The 15,635-nt window shown below is 72.8% G+C and carries 18 protein-coding genes; 12 read left to right on the top strand and 6 right to left on the bottom strand.

Annotated features, from left to right (window positions below):
* Window positions 1–5 precede the first annotated feature (5 nt).
* Window positions 6–962, top strand: a complete 957-nt coding sequence (locus tag FHX73_RS12675) for a GlxA family transcriptional regulator (RefSeq protein ID WP_145905109.1) — start codon at window positions 6–8, stop codon at window positions 960–962.
* A 42-nt stretch (window positions 963–1,004) separates the two neighbouring features.
* Here the strand turns inward: FHX73_RS12675 and FHX73_RS45575 are convergent, their stop codons facing one another.
* Window positions 1,005–2,150 (bottom strand): hypothetical protein, encoded by a 1,146-nt coding sequence (locus FHX73_RS45575; protein ID WP_211786346.1) that lies wholly within the window; start codon window positions 2,148–2,150, stop codon window positions 1,005–1,007.
* Window positions 2,151–2,344: 194 nt separating this feature from the next.
* Between FHX73_RS45575 and FHX73_RS12665 the strand changes: the two genes are divergently transcribed.
* Window positions 2,345–3,883 carry a globin domain-containing protein gene (locus FHX73_RS12665; RefSeq protein WP_246213490.1) on the top strand — a complete coding sequence of 513 codons (1,539 nt, stop codon included), beginning with the start codon at window positions 2,345–2,347 and terminating at the stop codon, window positions 3,881–3,883.
* A 13-nt stretch (window positions 3,884–3,896) separates the two neighbouring features.
* Here FHX73_RS12665 and FHX73_RS12660 read toward each other — a convergent pair whose 3' ends face one another.
* Window positions 3,897–4,400: an NUDIX domain-containing protein gene (locus FHX73_RS12660; RefSeq protein ID WP_145905108.1), complete on the bottom strand. Its 504-nt coding sequence runs from the start codon at window positions 4,398–4,400 to the stop codon at window positions 3,897–3,899.
* A gap of 481 nt (window positions 4,401–4,881) precedes the next feature.
* Between FHX73_RS12660 and FHX73_RS12655 the strand changes: the two genes are divergently transcribed.
* Together FHX73_RS12655 and FHX73_RS12650 are read left to right on the top strand one after the other, a co-directional pair.
* The gene (locus FHX73_RS12655; RefSeq protein WP_246213489.1) at window positions 4,882–5,676 is read left to right on the top strand and encodes an IclR family transcriptional regulator; all 795 of its coding nucleotides are present in this window, start codon (window positions 4,882–4,884) and stop codon (window positions 5,674–5,676) included.
* A gap of 177 nt (window positions 5,677–5,853) precedes the next feature.
* Window positions 5,854–6,273 carry an SsgA family sporulation/cell division regulator gene (locus tag FHX73_RS12650; RefSeq protein WP_145905106.1) on the top strand — a complete coding sequence of 140 codons (420 nt, stop codon included), beginning with the start codon at window positions 5,854–5,856 and terminating at the stop codon, window positions 6,271–6,273.
* A gap of 60 nt (window positions 6,274–6,333) precedes the next feature.
* Here the strand turns inward: FHX73_RS12650 and FHX73_RS12645 are convergent, their stop codons facing one another.
* On the bottom strand, window positions 6,334–6,711 hold the full coding sequence (locus FHX73_RS12645) for a phage holin family protein (protein ID WP_145905105.1): 378 nt from the start codon (window positions 6,709–6,711) through the stop codon (window positions 6,334–6,336).
* Between the two features lie 75 nt (window positions 6,712–6,786).
* On the opposite strand from FHX73_RS12645, the gene FHX73_RS12640 reads away from it, so the two are divergent.
* From FHX73_RS12640 to FHX73_RS44610, 5 genes are all read left to right on the top strand, one after another.
* On the top strand, window positions 6,787–7,104 hold the full coding sequence (locus FHX73_RS12640; RefSeq protein WP_145905104.1) for a cupin domain-containing protein: 318 nt from the start codon (window positions 6,787–6,789) through the stop codon (window positions 7,102–7,104).
* A 62-nt stretch (window positions 7,105–7,166) separates the two neighbouring features.
* Window positions 7,167–7,841 carry a thiaminase II gene (gene tenA, locus FHX73_RS12635; protein WP_145905103.1) on the top strand — a complete coding sequence of 225 codons (675 nt, stop codon included), beginning with the start codon at window positions 7,167–7,169 and terminating at the stop codon, window positions 7,839–7,841.
* A gap of 157 nt (window positions 7,842–7,998) precedes the next feature.
* Window positions 7,999–8,199, top strand: a complete 201-nt coding sequence (locus FHX73_RS12630; RefSeq protein WP_145905102.1) for a DUF5326 family protein — start codon at window positions 7,999–8,001, stop codon at window positions 8,197–8,199.
* 182 nt (window positions 8,200–8,381) lie between these two features.
* Window positions 8,382–9,125, top strand: coding sequence for a VC0807 family protein (locus tag FHX73_RS12625; RefSeq protein WP_246213488.1), 744 nt, complete (start codon window positions 8,382–8,384; stop codon window positions 9,123–9,125).
* Window positions 9,126–9,130: 5 nt separating this feature from the next.
* On the top strand, window positions 9,131–10,111 hold the full coding sequence (locus tag FHX73_RS44610) for a glycoside hydrolase family 113 protein (RefSeq protein WP_170304899.1): 981 nt from the start codon (window positions 9,131–9,133) through the stop codon (window positions 10,109–10,111).
* 59 nt (window positions 10,112–10,170) lie between these two features.
* Here FHX73_RS44610 and FHX73_RS12615 read toward each other — a convergent pair whose 3' ends face one another.
* Complete coding sequence (locus FHX73_RS12615) at window positions 10,171–11,658, bottom strand: SPFH domain-containing protein (RefSeq protein WP_145905101.1); 1,488 nt, start codon at window positions 11,656–11,658, stop codon at window positions 10,171–10,173.
* Window positions 11,659–11,846: 188 nt separating this feature from the next.
* Entirely contained in the window at window positions 11,847–12,053 is a 207-nt protein-coding gene (locus FHX73_RS12610; RefSeq protein ID WP_145905100.1) for a hypothetical protein, read from the bottom strand.
* A gap of 282 nt (window positions 12,054–12,335) precedes the next feature.
* Between FHX73_RS12610 and thiC the strand changes: the two genes are divergently transcribed.
* The 3 genes from thiC (at window position 12,336) to FHX73_RS12595 (ending at window position 14,927) form a co-directional block, all read left to right on the top strand.
* Entirely contained in the window at window positions 12,336–14,141 is a 1,806-nt protein-coding gene (thiC, locus tag FHX73_RS12605) for a phosphomethylpyrimidine synthase ThiC (RefSeq protein ID WP_145905099.1), read from the top strand.
* A gap of 151 nt (window positions 14,142–14,292) precedes the next feature.
* Window positions 14,293–14,523 (top strand): FitA-like ribbon-helix-helix domain-containing protein, encoded by a 231-nt coding sequence (locus FHX73_RS12600; protein ID WP_145905098.1) that lies wholly within the window; start codon window positions 14,293–14,295, stop codon window positions 14,521–14,523.
* Window positions 14,520–14,927 (top strand): type II toxin-antitoxin system VapC family toxin, encoded by a 408-nt coding sequence (locus tag FHX73_RS12595; RefSeq protein ID WP_145905097.1) that lies wholly within the window; start codon window positions 14,520–14,522, stop codon window positions 14,925–14,927. The genes FHX73_RS12600 and FHX73_RS12595 overlap by 4 nt, the downstream gene beginning before the upstream one ends.
* Window positions 14,928–14,975: 48 nt before the next feature.
* On the opposite strand, the gene FHX73_RS12590 is transcribed toward FHX73_RS12595, so the two are convergent.
* Window positions 14,976–15,416, bottom strand: coding sequence for a CBS domain-containing protein (locus FHX73_RS12590; protein ID WP_145905096.1), 441 nt, complete (start codon window positions 15,414–15,416; stop codon window positions 14,976–14,978).
* Between the last annotated feature and the right edge of the window lie 219 nt (window positions 15,417–15,635).

Here is a 15,635-nt window from a genome sequence, read left to right as displayed (position 1 = left end):
GGGCCATGCATCGTGTCGTCGTCCTGGCCCTGGACGGGGTGATCCCGTTCGAACTCAGCCTGGCCTCCCGGCTCTTCGGCACCGCGACCGACGGCGACGGCGCCCGGCTCTACTCGGTGCGCACCTGTTCGCTCGACGGCCGTCTGGTGCGCACCTCGGCCGACTACGCGATCACCGTGGAGCACGACGCGGCGCTGCTCGCCGAGGCCGACACCCTGGTGATCCCGGCCTCGGGCCAGTTCGCCGGGATCACCGAGCGCGCCGCGCTGCCGCCCCGGCTGGCCCGGGCGCTCGCCGAACTGCGGCCCGACACCCGGGTCGTGGGCATCTGCCTGGCGACCTTCGTGCTGGCGGCGGCCGGTCTGCTGGACGGCCGGCGGGCGGCCACGCACTGGCACCACTCGCCCCACTTCAAGCGCTGCTACCCGCAGGTCGACCTGGCGCCCGACGTGCTCTTCGTCGACGCCGGCCGGGTGCTCACCTCGGCGGGCGCCGCGGCCGGCATCGACCTGCTGCTCCACCTGATCCGCAAGGACCACGGCAGCGCGGTGGCCAACCACGTGGCCCGGCGCTGCGTGGTGCAGCCGCAGCGCGAGGGCGGCCAGGCCCAGTACGTGGAGCGCCCGATCCCGACGAGCCCGGACAGCGGCACCGCCGCCACCCGGGCCTGGGCGCTGGAACGGCTGCGGGAGCCGCTCCAGCTCGCCGACCTGGCCCAGCACGCCGGGATGAGCCGGCGCACCTTCACCCGCCGCTTCCGCGCCGAGCTCGGCCTCAGCCCCGGGCAGTGGCTCACCCAGCAGCGCCTCGACCTGGCCCGCCACCTGCTGGAGAGCAGCGATCTGACGGTCGGTCGGATCGCCGAGCGGGTCGGCTTCGGGACGGACGTCTCGCTGCGCCAGCACATGCGCGAGGCGATCGGGGTGTCGCCGGGGGCGTACCGGCGGACCTTCCGGGGCTGACGCCACCGGTGGCACCGGTGGCGTCCGCGCACCCCGCCGCGGTCACTGGTACTGGACGACCACCTGACCGTTCTCGGTCCGCTGGCTGAGCTCGTACGTGGCGGAGGTGGCGCTGTAGCTGCTGCCCCCGCCGCCGCCGGCACCGCCGCCGCCACCGGCCCCCGCGGTGAAGAGGTCGTCGTTGCCCTTGCCGCCGCCCCCACCTCCGCCACCGCCACCGCCGTAGTAGCCGCCGCCCCCGCCGCCGCCGGAGCCGCCGGGACCGCCGGGCTCGCAGGCGCCGCAAGGAGACTGGCCGCCGGTGCCACTGGGGCCGCCGTTGCCGCCGAGGGCGAGCGAGCCGCCGGTGCCGGCGTGGCCCGGGCGGCCGCTGAGCGGGACGCCCGGCGCGTACGCGTTGCCGCCGATACCACCGCCGCCACCGGCGCCGGGGCTGTCGGGAACGGCTCCCAGGCCGGCGAGGCCGGGGCCGCCGCCGCCGTCCCCGGGGGCGCCGTCGCCGTTGCTCGCGTCGCCGCCCGTGCCGTTGCCGCCGGTGCCGCCGTTGCCGCCGCCGAGGTGGCGGAAGGGCGAGCTGAAGGCACCTCCGTTGCCGCCGCCACCACCGCCGCCACCGGCGACGATGATCCGGTCGTCGGGCGCGTAGGCGCCGGTGCGCACGTCGGAGGCGCCGCCGCCACCGCCGCTGGCACCGGCGTCGCGCGCCGCGATGTTCTCGGCCTCGGGGGTGTCGATGTGCACCACGATGCTGGCGTGGTGGCCCTTGCCACCGCCGTTGAACCCGGCGCCGCCGTTCTCGAAGTCGGCGTAGGTCGAGAGCCGGCCGGTGCCGCCGACGGTGATCTCCAGGACCTGACCGGGGGTCACGGCGATCCCGGTGGTCACCTTGGCGCCGTAGCCGCCGAAGTTGCCGCTCCCGCCGCCGACGCCCGCGCCGTTGCCGCCGTGGGCGCCCTCGACGACGAAGGTGACGAAGGTGACGCCGGCCGGCACGGTGAAGGTGTGGCGGCCGGGCAGTCCGTAGCCGCAGAACCGGTGGGAGCCGAGGGTGAACGGGACGCCTCCGCCGCAGGTGGGGGCGGCCGATGCCGGGCCGGCCAGCCCGATCAGGCTGGTGGCGGCCAGCGTCGCCGCCGCTGCCGTGGTGAGTGCCGTCCGTCGGCGGTGGTGAGGGGGGTGGGGGTCCATGGGGTCTCCGCTCGCGTGGGGGAATCCGGCAGGGCTGCCTCTCGCCACTGTGGAGCACGCAAGGTTTGAAGGGAGGGACCCTAGCGTCCCCGGCGGCTGTCCGTCCGGCGTTTGCACGATTTGTCGGATCAGCTGTTCGCCCGTGCCACGCTACCCGAGGCGTTGCTGGGACGACCGGAGGCGAAACGATTCTCTTGAGTACGCGTCAGTTAGCGGTGAAGCCGCTCTCCGCGCTGCTGGTCAGGTCCGGTCAGGGCTCGGCGGCGGCCACCTCCGTACCGGGCATGCCGCGGACGGAGCCCGAGCCGGAACCGGAGCCGGTTGCGCTTCCCGAGCCCGAGCCCGAGCCGCTCGTCGCGCCGGAGCCCCCCGCCCCCGTCGCGCTGGTGGTCCCGCCGATGCCGACCGAGCCGCCCCTGGTGCCCGCGCCCGAGCAGCCCGCGCACCCCCAGCCCGCGCACCCCGAGCGGCCCGCCATAGAGCCGCTGTTCTCCTGGGCGCCGGGCCTCAACTGGGCCGGGCAGGGCGACCATTGGAGCCAGGCGTGGGACGCCGCCGCGCACCCCGTGCCGCCCCCCGCGCCGCTCGGCGCCGAGCCGGCCGGCGGGGCCGCCCAGGAGCCGCCCACCCCGCGCGACCTGGAGCTGATCCGCTCCACCCTGACCCTGGTCGAGCCGGTCGCCGACCGGGCCACCGCGCACTTCTACGCGCTGATCTTCCTGCACCACCCGGAGGTCCGCTCGCTCTTCCCGGCCGCCATGGACGTGCAGCGCGACCGGCTCTTCCGGGCCCTGCTGCAGACCGCCCGGGGCGCCGGCGACCCGGCCGCGCTCACCGCCTACCTCGGCCAACTCGGCTGCGGCCACCGCAAGTACGGCACCCTGACCGGGCACTACGGTCCGGTCGGCGAGTGCCTGATCGCGGCGCTGGCCAAGTACGCCGGGGCCCGCTGGGACGCCGAGACCGAGCTGGCCTGGCGCCGGGCCTACCACCTGATCTCCACCATCATGATCGAGGCCGCCGAGCGGGACGCCCGCACCTCGCCGCCCTGGTGGCAGGCCGAGGTGGTCGCGCACCGGGCGGTCGGCCGGGACGTCGCGGTGCTCACCGTCCGCCCCGACCAGCCGTACCCGTTCCGGGCCGGCCAGCACACCACGCTGGAGACGCCCTGGTGGCCCCGGGTCTGGCGGCACTACTCGTTCGCCGCGGCGCCGCGCGGCGACGGGCTGCTGAGCTTCCACGTCCGGGCGCTGCCGACCGGCTGGGTGAGCAACGCGCTGCTGCGCCGGGCCCGTCCGGGCGACGTGCTGCGGCTCGGCCCGCCGGCCGGCCGGATGGTGCTGGACCACGCCGACCCGGCCCCGCTGCTCTGCGTGGGCGGCGGCACCGGGATCGGCCCGGTGACCGCCCTGGTCGAGGAGGTGGCCGCGCACGGCGCCGGCGCCCGCACCCTCCAGGTGCTCTACGGGGTGCGGCACGACGACGACCTCTACCAGCTGGACGCGCTGCGCGAGCTGGAGCGCCGCCACCCCTGGCTGACGGTGCGTCCGGTGGTCTCCGAGCAGCGCGGTCAGCGCGGGCTGCTCGGCGACCTGGTGGCCCAGCTCGGCCCGTGGGACGGGCACCGGGCCTACCTGGCCGGGCCCGCCGCGATGGTGCGCCGCTCGGCCGCCGCGCTGGCCCGGGCCGGGGTGCGGCCCGAGCACATCCGCCACGACCTGCCGGAGCAGTGAGCCTGACGACGGGTCAGAGGTCGGTGGCGAGCAGGGCCCGGACGCCCTCGATGTTGGCGGCCAGGTAGGCACGGAGGGAGGGTGGGACCAGGTTGACCGCGGTGACGCCCTCCCGGGTGAACGGCAGCCGGACGATCTCGTACTCGCCGCGCGGCTCGTCCACCTCGGGCCCGTGCCGCCGGGCCGGGTCCATGCCGGCCAGCCGGCAGACGAAGAAGTGCTGCACCTTGACCCCGTGCGGGTGGGCGAGGGTGCCGTCCTCGTGGTGCGAGTGGGCGACGGTGTCCACGAAGGCGGGCACCACGTCCACCACCTTGCCGCCGAGCTCCTCGTCCACCTCGCGGTGCAGGGCGTCGGTGACGCTGCGGTCCTCGGGCTCGACGCCGCCGCCGGGCGTGATCCAGTACGGGTTGCAGCCGGGCCTGGTGCGCTTGATGACGACCAGTGAGGCGGGGCCGTGGACCGGGTCGTCGGTCGGGAAGTCCAGCAGGATCGCCCGCGCCGTCCGCTTGACCACCGGTCGCGGGTGGGGCGTGACCGCCCCGGGAGCCGCCCCGGCCCTCGGCCGGCCGGCCGTTCCACCAGCACTCGGTCCACCAGCAGCCGTTCCAGCGTCAGCCGTGCGCACCGCCACCGTGCTCACCTCCAGGAGCGTTGTGCGGGAGCATCCCGCACCCCGAGGTGGCCGAAACTCGTACAAACGGACGAACAGGAATGGCGGATTCCGACACGTGTGCCGGTGGGGGAGGGCGTCGTGCGGGGTGCGGTCCGCCGACCGGCTCCGTCGCCGGCACGGCGCCGAGCTGGGGTTTTCCCTCGGGCCAATGGCCTGGTCTGGACCATCTTGCGGAAGTTCAGAGCGATTTCGGCAGTTAAGGGTGACTTACACGTGATTGCGACCGCCGGAGCGCTGTGCTGCAATGAGCCGGGCCGGACGAAGCGGATCAAACTCTTCCGATTGGCTTACGGACCATCAAGACCGGGGTTGGGGGCTGAGCGTGGCCGTGCGGCACACCGCGAGTTCGATCGGTACCCGGCCCCCCGGCTCCGGCCCCACCCTGATCGGCTCGGTGCAGCGCGCGCTGCGACTGCTGGAGGCGGTCGGCGGTTTCCTCCAGGGCGCCACCGCGAAACAACTGGCCCGGGCCGCCGACCTCCCGCTCGGCACCACCTACCACCTGCTGCGCACCCTGACCCACGAGGGCTACCTGCGGCGCGCCGACGGCCGGTTCTACTACGGCGCCTCGGTGGCCGGGATCAGCCGGGCCGAGGACCGGCAGCGGGCCCGCCGCCGGCTCCGGGCCGCGCTGGCCGAGCTGCGCGACGAGCTGGACGCGGCCGTCTACTTCGCGGTCTACCGGGAGGGCGAGGTCGAGCTGGTCGAGGTCGCCGCCTCCGAGCGCCGCCCGGCCGTGGCCGAGTGGGCCGACTTCAGGGCGACCGCGCACGCCCACGCGATCGGCAAGTGCCTGCTGGGCCAGCTCACCGGGGAGCAGCGCCGGGACCACCTGGCCCGGCACCGCCCGGTCGAGCTCACCGCCGCCACCACGACCGAGGCGTCTGTGCTGCTGCGCCGGTTCGCCGCACCCGCGCCCGGGCCGGTCTTCGAGCACCAGGAGTACGCGGTCGGGACGGTCTGCGCGGCCGTCCCGCTGGCCTGCGGAGCGACCGTCGGGACCATTGCCATCTCTTTGCCGATCGAGCAGGAGGGCCGACTGGCCCGAACCGCCGACACCCTGCTGACCAGCATCAACGGCCTGGCGGGAACCTTCGGCGCCTCGTTCACCATTTGAAAAAGCACGGCTTGTCCACGTCTCACCCATACGTGGACGATGGTGTCAGCCGGCGCGGCGGACCAGGCGACCGCGCGCACGGCGACGCACCGGCACAGCAGACGAAGCGAACGGCATGCCCGGCACCAGGCCGCCACCAGGTGCGGACCAGCCGGGCGGAACGAGAGGTACTGGCGCATGCAGAGCACAGTCCAGGGACACGTGGTGATGAGCCTGGTGGTGTCCGCCGAGCTGTCCTTCCGGCTCGTGGCGGACCTTGAGTACGACGCGGCCGACCCCTACGCGGTCCGGCTGACCTTCCACCTGCCCGGGGACGCCCCGGTGACCTGGGTGTTCGGCCGGGAGCTGCTGCTGGACGGGGTGAGCGCGCCGAGCGGCGAGGGCGACGTGCACATCCACCCGACCGGGGACGGCGAGGTCTGCCTGCTGCTCCGCTCGCCGGAGGGCGACGCGCTGCTGCGCTGCACCGCCGCCCCGCTGGTCGCCTTCCTCAACCGGGCCGACCGGCTGGTGCCGATGGGCGCGGAGCTGGCCGCCGGCTCGCTGGAGGCCGAGCTCGCCGACATCCTCAGCCGGGGCTGCGAGAACGCCGGCTGAGCACGCGCGAACGGCCCGCCCCCGGAAGTCCGGGGACGGGCCGTGCGGTCCAACGGTCGGTCAGTCCTTGTCGTCGATCGCCAGGTGCAGGCCCCAGGCCACCAGGCTGATGATCAGCGAGCCGAAGAGCGCCGGCAGGAACCCCTCGACGTGGAAGTCCAGCTTCAGCCGGTCCGAGGCGAACGAGGTCAGCCACAGCATCAGCGCGTTGATCACGAAGGTGATCAGCCCCAGGGTCAGGATGAACAGCGGGAAGGAGAAGAACTTCACCAGCGGCTTGATCAGCCAGTTCACCACCCCGAAGATCAGTGCGACCGCCACCACGGTCAGGGCCTGCTTGCCGAAGGAACCACGGGACAGCGTGATCCCCTTGACCAGCCAGGCGGCCACCCAGATTGCCGCGGCGTTGATCAGGGTCTTCAGAACGAAGTGCTTCATGCCTGTGCATGGTGGCAGGCTCGGGCGGTCGGCGGAAGCATCCGAGGCACGAACCTTTGGGAGTGGGGCGCGGCGATGAAGGTTTTCCGACTGGACCAGCTGGATGCCGAGCGGGCGGCCGAGGAGGGCGCCTACCTGCGGTTCCTGCGTGAACGCAGCATGTCGGTTGGGCTCTACGCACTGGCGCCCGGCGAGACCGACACCCAGACCGCGCACCAGCAGGACGAGCTCTACCAGGTGGTGAGCGGCCGGGCCTACCTGACCGTGGGCGAGGAGACCACCACGGTCGGCCGGGGCAGCGTGGTCTTCGTGCCGGCCGGGGTGCCGCACCGGTTCCACCACATCACCGAGGAACTGCGGGTGCTGGTGGTGTTCTCCCCGCCGGAGAGCTGAGGCCGTCTCCCCTGTCGGAGAGCTGATCCGGGCCGAACACCGGGTTGGCTAAGGTCGAACGCATGACGCAGACGCAGACGCTGACCGAGGAGCTGTGGGCGGCCGTCGAGCCGGTCTACGCCGAGATCCTCGCGCACCCGTTCCTGGCCGGCCTGACCGACGGCACCCTGCCCCGGCAGGCCTTCCGGCACTTCGTGGTGCAGGACTCGCACTACCTGCGCGACTACGCCCGGGCGCTGGCCGTGTGCGCCGCCAAGGCCCCCGGCGAGGCCGAGGTGCGGGCCTTCGCGGACGACGCGATCGGCGCGCTCGCCGCCGAGCAGGGCATGCACGCCGAGTTCCTGGACGCCTTCGGCGAGAGCGCCGAACAGGCGGCGGCCGAGCCGGTGCTGCCCACCACCCGCGCCTACACCAGCTACCTGCTGGCCACTTGCTACGGCGGCTCGTTCGCCGAGGCGGTGGCCGCCGTGCTGCCCTGCTACTGGATCTACGCCAGGGTCGGCGAGGAGCTGCTGGCCAAGTCGTCCCCCGACCCGCTCTACGCCCGCTGGATCGCCACCTACGGCGACGAGGCCTTCCAGTCCGTGGTGCGCCGGGTGCTGGCGCTCACCGACCGGCTCGGCGAACAGCTCTCGGAGGCGGAACGGCGGCGCGTGCACCAGCACTTCACCACCACCACGCGGTACGAGTGGATGTTCTGGGACGCCGCCTGGCGCGGTGAGCGCTGGCCGGTCTGAGGGCCAACCCGAGGAGGGTCCCTCAGGGCTTTATCCGGGTTCTCTCCGGGGCGGATCCGCTCGTTTCCGCTCCCCCGCCCTCCTACGATCGAAGTACCGGAAGCGGACAGGGTGCGGCACCGCAAGGCCGACCCGAACGGAAGAAGAGGTAACGGAGATGGCTGAGATCTGGAAGTCGCTGCCCGGCTGGGTGCGCAACATCGTCGTCCCGATCATCCTGCTGGTGATCGCGTTCAACATCATCGGGGCGATCTTCAGCGTGGTCAGCGCGCTGGTCTGGTTCGGGGTCAAGATCCTGGTCGTGGTCGGCATCGCCGCCGCGGTGGTGGTGCTGGTGAAGAAGGCGGCCAAGGGCTGACCCCGGCCCGCACCCATCCGCCCAGGCGCCCGCCCCCACTCGGGGGGCGGGCGCTCGGCGTTCCCGTCACCCGTGCGGGGTGACAGCTGTCATGCGGAGCCCCGGACGCAGGGCACTGACGGTGGATCAGCCCAGCTGGGAATCTTGATCTCGTCAGGGAGGACGGGGAAGGGATCAGGATGATGAGCACCACCGAACTGCCGGTCCAGCAAGCCCAGCAGACCCAGCAGGCCGAGCAGGCCGAGCCGGCCGCGGCGGTCAAGGCGCGCAACCCGTTGGTCGAGGCGCTGCTGCCGCTGGTCGTGGACGTCGCACTGCCGCTGGCCGCCTACTACGCGGCGCGCGGCTTCGGGGTCGGCCTGGTGCCCGCGCTGATCGTCTCCAGCGTGATCCCGGCCGTCCGCACGATCTACGGGCTGCTGCGCTCCGGCAAGGTGAACGCCTTCGCCGCGCTGATCCTCGGGGTCAACGTGGTGGGCCTGCTCACCACCTTCATCACCGGCGACCCGCGGCTGATGATCGCCAAGGACGGCCTGGTCAGCAGCTCGATCGGGATCGGCATCCTGCTCTCGGTGCTGCGCGGCCGGCCGATGATGAGCGTGGGCCTGCGGCCCTTCCTGACCAAGGGGGACGCGGCCCGCGAGGCCGCCTTCGAGGCGCTGGGCCACGGATCGGCCGGGCTCGCCGCGGCCGGTTCCGCCGCCTTCCGCCGGGCCGAGCGGGTCTTCTCGCTGGTCTGGGGCCTGGCCCTGGTGCTGGAGTGCGCCGCCCGGGTGGTCGGCGCCTACACCCTGCCGCTGGCCACCATGGCCTGGCTGCCGACCGTCCTGCTGATCGGCGCGATCTGGCTGGCCTCCATGGTCACCGGGCCGTCCACCCAGCGGATGAAGCAGCTGATCGCCGAGTACACGAAGAACGGGGAGTGAGTGCGGTGCGGGGCAAGGGGATCAACTACGACACGGGGTTCGCACCGATGGGCGACCTCTCCCGGAGCCGGTTCGAACCGGCCGAGGTGCGCGAGGAGATGCGGGTGATCGCCGAGGAGCTGCACTGCACCGCGGTGCGGATCTCCGGGGCGCTGCCCGAGCGGCTCGAACTGGCCGCCGAGGCGGCCGCCGAGCAGGGCCTGGAGGTCTGGTTCGCACCGTTCCCGTGCAACCTCGGGGAGGCCGACCTGGTGCCGCTGCTGCTGGACTGCGCGCGGCGGGCCGAGCGGATCCGGCGCGCCGGGGCCGAGGTGGTGCTGCTGCTCGGCTGCGAACTGACCCTCTTCGCCGACGGGTTCATCCCCGGCGACGGCTTCGGCCCGCGGCTGGCCGCACTGATCGCCCCGGACCGCACCCCGCTGGCCGACGCCGGCCGGCGGCTGGACGCCTTCTTCGCCCGGCTGCTGCCGAAGGTGCGGGCCGAGTTCGGCGGCCGGGTGAGCTACGCCTCCGGGGTCTGGGAGCAGCTCGACTGGAGCGGCTTCGACCTGGTCGGTGTGGACGCCTACCGGGACGCGCACAACGCCGACCACTACGAGCGGCTGCTGGAGCGCGCGTTCGCCGCCGAGCTGCCGGTCGCCGTCACCGAGTTCGGCTGCTGCGCCTACCAGGGTGCCGGGGCCCGGGGCGGGATGGGCTGGGCGGTCGTGGACAGCGAGGCGGAGCCGGCCCGGGTGACCGAGCCGGTGGTGCGGGACGAGCAGGAGCAGGTGCGCTACCTGGAGGAGCTGCTGGCGGTCTTCGAACGGGCCGGGGTGGACTCGGCGTTCTGGTTCACCTTCGCCGCCTTCGACGCGGTGCACCGGCCCGAGGACCCGGAGCACGACATCGACCTCGGCTCCTACGGGGTGGTGGCGATGCTGCCGGAGGGCGGGTGGCGGCCGAAGGCGGCGTTCGCCGCGCTGGCCGCCGCCAACCGGCGCTGAGTGTGCGTCAGGCCGGTCCCCGCGTACGGGGGCCGGCCTGAGTGCTGCTCGGCGGAGCGTCAGTCGGTCGGGTCCGACTGGACCGGGATCGACTGGGCGGTCGGCTTCGCGGGCGCGGCCGGCACCGGCTCCGCGGAGCCGGCAGCGGTGCCGGTGCCGGGAGCCATCGAGCCGAGCAGCTGGCGGGCCAGGCCGAGGCCGGTGCCGCCCATGGTGAGGGCCTTGGCGAACATCTCGCCCATGCCCTCGGCGCCGTTCAGCAGCACCATGTGCTCGACGTTGCCGAAGGCGTCGGCGCCGGCCCGGACGATCTCCGGCCAGTTCTCGGCGAGCTGCTGGGCGACCACGGCCTCCTGGTTCTCGGCCAGCGCCGCGGCCCGGGCCTTGATCGCCTCGGCCTCGGCCAGACCCAGCGCGCGGGCCGCCTCGGCCGCCGCCAGACCCTTCGCCTCGGCCGACGCGGCCTCGGCCTGACCGGTCGCCCGGGTGGCCTCGGCGCTGGCCAGACCGCGGGCCTTGGTGGCCTCGGCCTCGGCGACCGCCGCGATCTTGACCCGGTTGGCCTCGGCCGCGGCCTTCAGCTCGGTCTCCTTGGCCTGCGCCTGGGCGGCCGAGATCCGGGCGTCGCGGTCGGCGTCGGCCTTGGTGCGGGTCTCGTAGGCGCGGGCGTCGGCCGGCTTGCGCACCTCGGCCTGCAGCTGCTGCTCCTTGCGCAGACCCTCCAGCTCGGCGACCTTGGTCTCCTGGACCACGACCTCCTGCCGGGCGGCGGCCTCGGCGAGCGGGCCGGCCTGCAGCGCGCGGGCCGCGGCGGTGTCCATCTCGGCCTGGTAACCGGCCTGCTGGATGCCGGAGTTGCGGGTCGCCTCGGCCTTGCGGGCGAAGGACTCCTGCTCGGCCTCGGTGGCCTCCCGGTCGGCCGCGGCGGCCGCGATGCGGGCGTCGCGCTGGACGGCGGCGGCGTGCGGGGCGGCCAGGTTCTTGATGTAGCCGGTCGGGTCCAGGATCTCCTGGATCTGCAGCGAGTCGATGATCAGGCCGAGCTTCTCCATCTCGGAGCCGGAGGCGGCCCGGGTCTCGCCGGTCAGCCGCTCGCGGTCGCGGATCATCTCCTCGACCGTCAGACCGCCGACGATCGAGCGCAGATGACCGGCGAAGACGTTGTGCACCCGCTGGCCCATGAACTTCTGCTGGTCCAGGAACCGGCGGGCGGCGTTCGCGATGGAGACCGTGTCGTCCCCGACCTTGAAGATCACCACGCCCTTGACCTGCAGCGGGATCCCCTGCGAGGTCACGCACTCGACGTCCAGGTCGGCCTCGTTGAGGTCCAGCGAGAGCTTGCGGACGGCCTGGATGCCCGGGGTCACCAGGGTTCCGCGACCGGTGACGACGCGGAAGCCCAGGCCCTCACCGACCCCCTCGGTGCGGTGCCTGGACCCGGAGATGATCAGTGCCTCGTTCGGCTCGGCGACCCGCCAGCAGAGCTTGAAGAGAACGATCAGGACGATGACGGCGGCGACGGCCGCCGCGATGATGCCGATCAACATCGGCTCTTTCCCCCTTCAGGGCGCACCGCTCCGTGGCTGCGCTCGGTTGTGCAGGATTGCGCGGAACGCGGTGGCGAGCAGGATTCTGCGCTCGATCGCTCCGGTTGGGAAGCCGGGGGCGGCGTGTCGTCGCGGTTGTCACGCACCGGTGACGAACCACGGACGCTCCGGCCCCGGCTGACCGCTGGTCAGACGGAGGTGGAGGCCACGAAGACCGTGCGCGGCGGCTGGTACTCGACCACCACCACGGTGGTGCCGACCGGCAGCGGCTCGCCCGGCACCGCCAGGTACGCGAGGAAGGCCTCGCTGCCCACCCGCTCCGGCACGTGCACCATCACCTCGCCGACCAGGCCCTGGCCGACCTTGCCGGTGACCCGGCCGGTGTATCCGATCATGCTGTGCTCCCCCCTTCGACGTGCGTGATCCCCCAGTGTGCTCCCGGCAGCCGACACGGCGACAGATCGGGGTGCCCCGTTCGCCCGGCGGACCCCCACTGGACGCTCCGCTGAGCTGCGGCTACCGTGTGGGACGTCTTTGGGCAGGCATCCGCCTGTCAACGGGAGCTCGGAGCACCGGGCTGAGAGGGCGCTGAACGGCACGTCGACGGACGGGCCAACGGCTGCGCCGACCGCAGGAACCTGGACCGGGTAATGCCGGCGTAGGGAGTAGAAGGTCTGATGACCAGCATTGATGACGCACGCCCCGGTACGGTCGGCTCCGCCACCTCGGGCTACCCGACCCCGGCCTGGCGCAAGGCCTACCGCGAGGGATCCCGCCCCGATCTGCGGGTCCCCTTCCGCGAGGTGCACCTCACCAACGGTGCCGTCGTGCCGCTGTACGACACCTCCGGCCCGTACACCGACCCCGACCACCAGCCCGACGTGCGCCGCGGCCTGCCCGCGCTGCGCGACCCGTGGATCCGCCAGCGCGGCGACGTCGAGGAGTACGACGGCCGCGAGGGCCGCCCGGAGGACGACGGGATCCGGCACACCTCGCCGCGCGGCGGCGACCTGCGCAACCTGGACGCCGTCTTCCCCGGCCGCCCGCGCCGCCCGCTGCGCGCCCGCGACGGCGTCGCGGTGACCCAACTCGGCTACGCCAAGCGCGGGATCGTCACCCCCGAGATGGAGTTCGTGGCCCTGCGCGAGGGCCTGCAGCCGGAGTTCGTCCGCGACGAGGTGGCCCGCGGCCGCGCGGTGATCCCGGTCAACGTCAACCACCCGGAGGTGGAGCCGGCCATCATCGGCACCAACTTCCTGGTCAAGATCAACGCCAACATCGGCAACTCGGCCGTCACCTCCTCGATCGAGGAGGAGGTGGAGAAGATGACCTGGGCCACCCGCTGGGGCGCCGACACCGTCATGGACCTCTCCACCGGCCGCAACATCCACACCACCCGCGAGTGGATCCTGCGCAACTCCCCCGTGCCGATCGGCACCGTGCCGCTCTACCAGGCGCTGGAGAAGGTGGACGGCAAGGCCGAGGAGCTGAGCTGGGAGGTCTACCGCGACACCATCATCGAGCAGTGCGAGCAGGGCGTCGACTACATGACCGTGCACGCCGGCGTGCTGCTGCGGTACGTGCCGCTGACGGCCCGTCGCAAGACCGGCATCGTCTCGCGCGGCGGCTCGATCATGGCCGCCTGGTGCCTGGCGCACCACCAGGAGAACTTCCTCTACACGAACTTCGAGGAGCTCTGCGACATCCTGCGCGCCTACGACGTCACCTTCTCGCTCGGTGACGGCCTGCGCCCGGGCTCGACCGCGGACGCCAACGACGAGGCCCAGTTCGCCGAGCTGAAGACCCTCGGCGAGCTCGGCCGGATCGCCCGCGACCGCGACGTCCAGGTGATGATCGAGGGCCCCGGCCACGTCGCGATGAACAAGATCAAGGAGAACATGGATCTCCAGAAGGAGATCTGCGACGAGGCCCCCTTCTACACCCTGGGCCCGCTCACCACCGACGTGGCGCCCGGCTACGACCACATCACCTCGGGCATCGGCGCCGCGATGATCGCCTGGTGGGGCACCGCGATGCTCTGCTACGTCACGCCCAAGGAGCACCTGGGTCTGCCCAACCGCGACGACGTCAAGACCGGCGTGATCACCTACAAGATCGCCGCCCACGCCGCCGACCTCGCCAAGGGCCACCCCGGCGCCTCCGCCTGGGACGACGCGCTCTCCGACGCCCGCTTCGAGTTCCGCTGGGAGGACCAGTTCAACCTGGCCCTCGACCCCGAGACGGCCCGCGCCTTCCACGACGAGACCCTCCCGGCGGAGCCCGCGAAGACGGCGCACTTCTGCTCGATGTGCGGGCCGAAGTTCTGCTCGATGAAGATCAGTCAGAAGATCCGCGACGAGCACGGTGACGGTTCGTCGGCCGTGGCCACCGAGTTCGACGCCGACGCACTGGCCGGCATGGCCGAGAAGTCCGCCGAGTTCGCCGCCCAGGGCAACCGCGTCTACCTGCCCCTGGCGGACTGACCACCACCCCCCGCCGGTCCGGCCGGGAGCACCGTCCTGCTCCCGGCCGCGCCGGCCGCTGCTCCGGGAGGCAGGAGGGGGCTTCCCGGGGCGGCTCGGCGGGCTGGTATCCGGGTCTGCATTTTGCAGATGGGGAAGCTAAAATGCAGACATGACGGCTCTCACCATCCGGGACGTCCCGGACGACCAGATTCAGACCCTGAAGGTCCGCGCAGCCCAGGCCGGCAAGTCGCTCCAGGCGTTCATGCAGGAGTTGATCGCCCGGGAGACGTCGAAGCCCACGATGGCGGAGATGATGAACCGGCTGAACCGGGAGGCCACTGCCACCATCAGCACAGCCGATGTCCTCGCCGCCATCGACGAGGGGCGAGCCGGGCGTTGATCGTCATCGACTGTTCGGCACTCGTCGTGGTGCTCGCTGCCCAAGGTTCCGACGGAGAGCGCGTGCGCAGCCGGGTGGCCGAGGCCGGGGACGTCTACGCGCCCACTCTCCTGGACTACGAGATCCAGTCGGCCCTCCTCGGCATGCACCGCGGCGGCAAGCTCACCGAGAAGGAGGTGGAGAGGGCGATCGCGGCGTACCGGATGCTTCCCATCGCCAAGCTGGACACCTTGCCCTTCTGGGACCGGGTGAGGAAGCTGCACGCCAACCTCAGCACCTACGACGCCCAGTACGTCGCCCTGGCAGAGGCACTGGGCGTACCGCTGATCACCAGCGATGCGAGGATCGAACGCAGCGGTGCGGCGAAGTGCGAGATCGAGGTCTTCGCCTCGATCCGCCCCTGATCGGCTCGATGAGGACCAGTCAGGAGGCAGCTGAGGGCTGCCGTGCGATCACGCGGCGGTTGCTGCTGCTGCGGTCGTGGCGAGGAGGCCGGCGGCGTGGTCGGCGGTGAGGACGCCGAGGAGGAAGCCGTCGTCGTCGACCACCGGCCAGACCGCGAGGTGCTTGAGCCGCATGGCGGTGGCGGCCAGGGACAGGTCCATGGTCGGCCAGGCGAAGGGGCCGCGTTGGTGCCGGGTGGAGCTGATGGCGGTGCGCTCGGTGTACCAGGAGCGGGTCAGGAAGGGGTGGAGGGCGGTGCGGGTGACCAGGCCCTCGCAGCGGCCGTTGTGGTCGCGGACCAGTAGGTACTCGACGTGGGCGCTGTGCAGGATGTCGTTCGCCCGGTCGACGGTGCTGTCGTCGGCGATCTGGTAGTCGCAGGGAGCCATGGCGTCGGCGACCGTGAGGCCTTGGCCGGGCCCCGCCGGTTGTCGGGTGTGAGTGGTCACGGCGTTCACCGTTCCCCGGCCTGTCCTTCACCCAGAACGAAGCCGGAACGGGACCGGAATGCGGGATGCCCTGGATGTCTCCGAGGCTACTCCGCGGCGAGCGGCCGCGGGCAGCATGGTCTGGCACAGCTAACGCGCACCGAAGCGGCCGCTCGCAGCGGCCGCTTCGTGCTGTACGTCCGCACCGGGGCGGCGGAGGTCCTGCTCGCCGCCGCCGAC

Origin of the sequence: Kitasatospora viridis (assembly GCF_007829815.1) — a bacterium.
Taxonomy (GTDB): Bacteria; Actinomycetota; Actinomycetes; order Streptomycetales; family Streptomycetaceae; genus Kitasatospora; species Kitasatospora viridis.
Note: the sequence above shows the minus strand (reverse complement) of the source record. Positions and strands in the feature narration are given on the sequence as shown.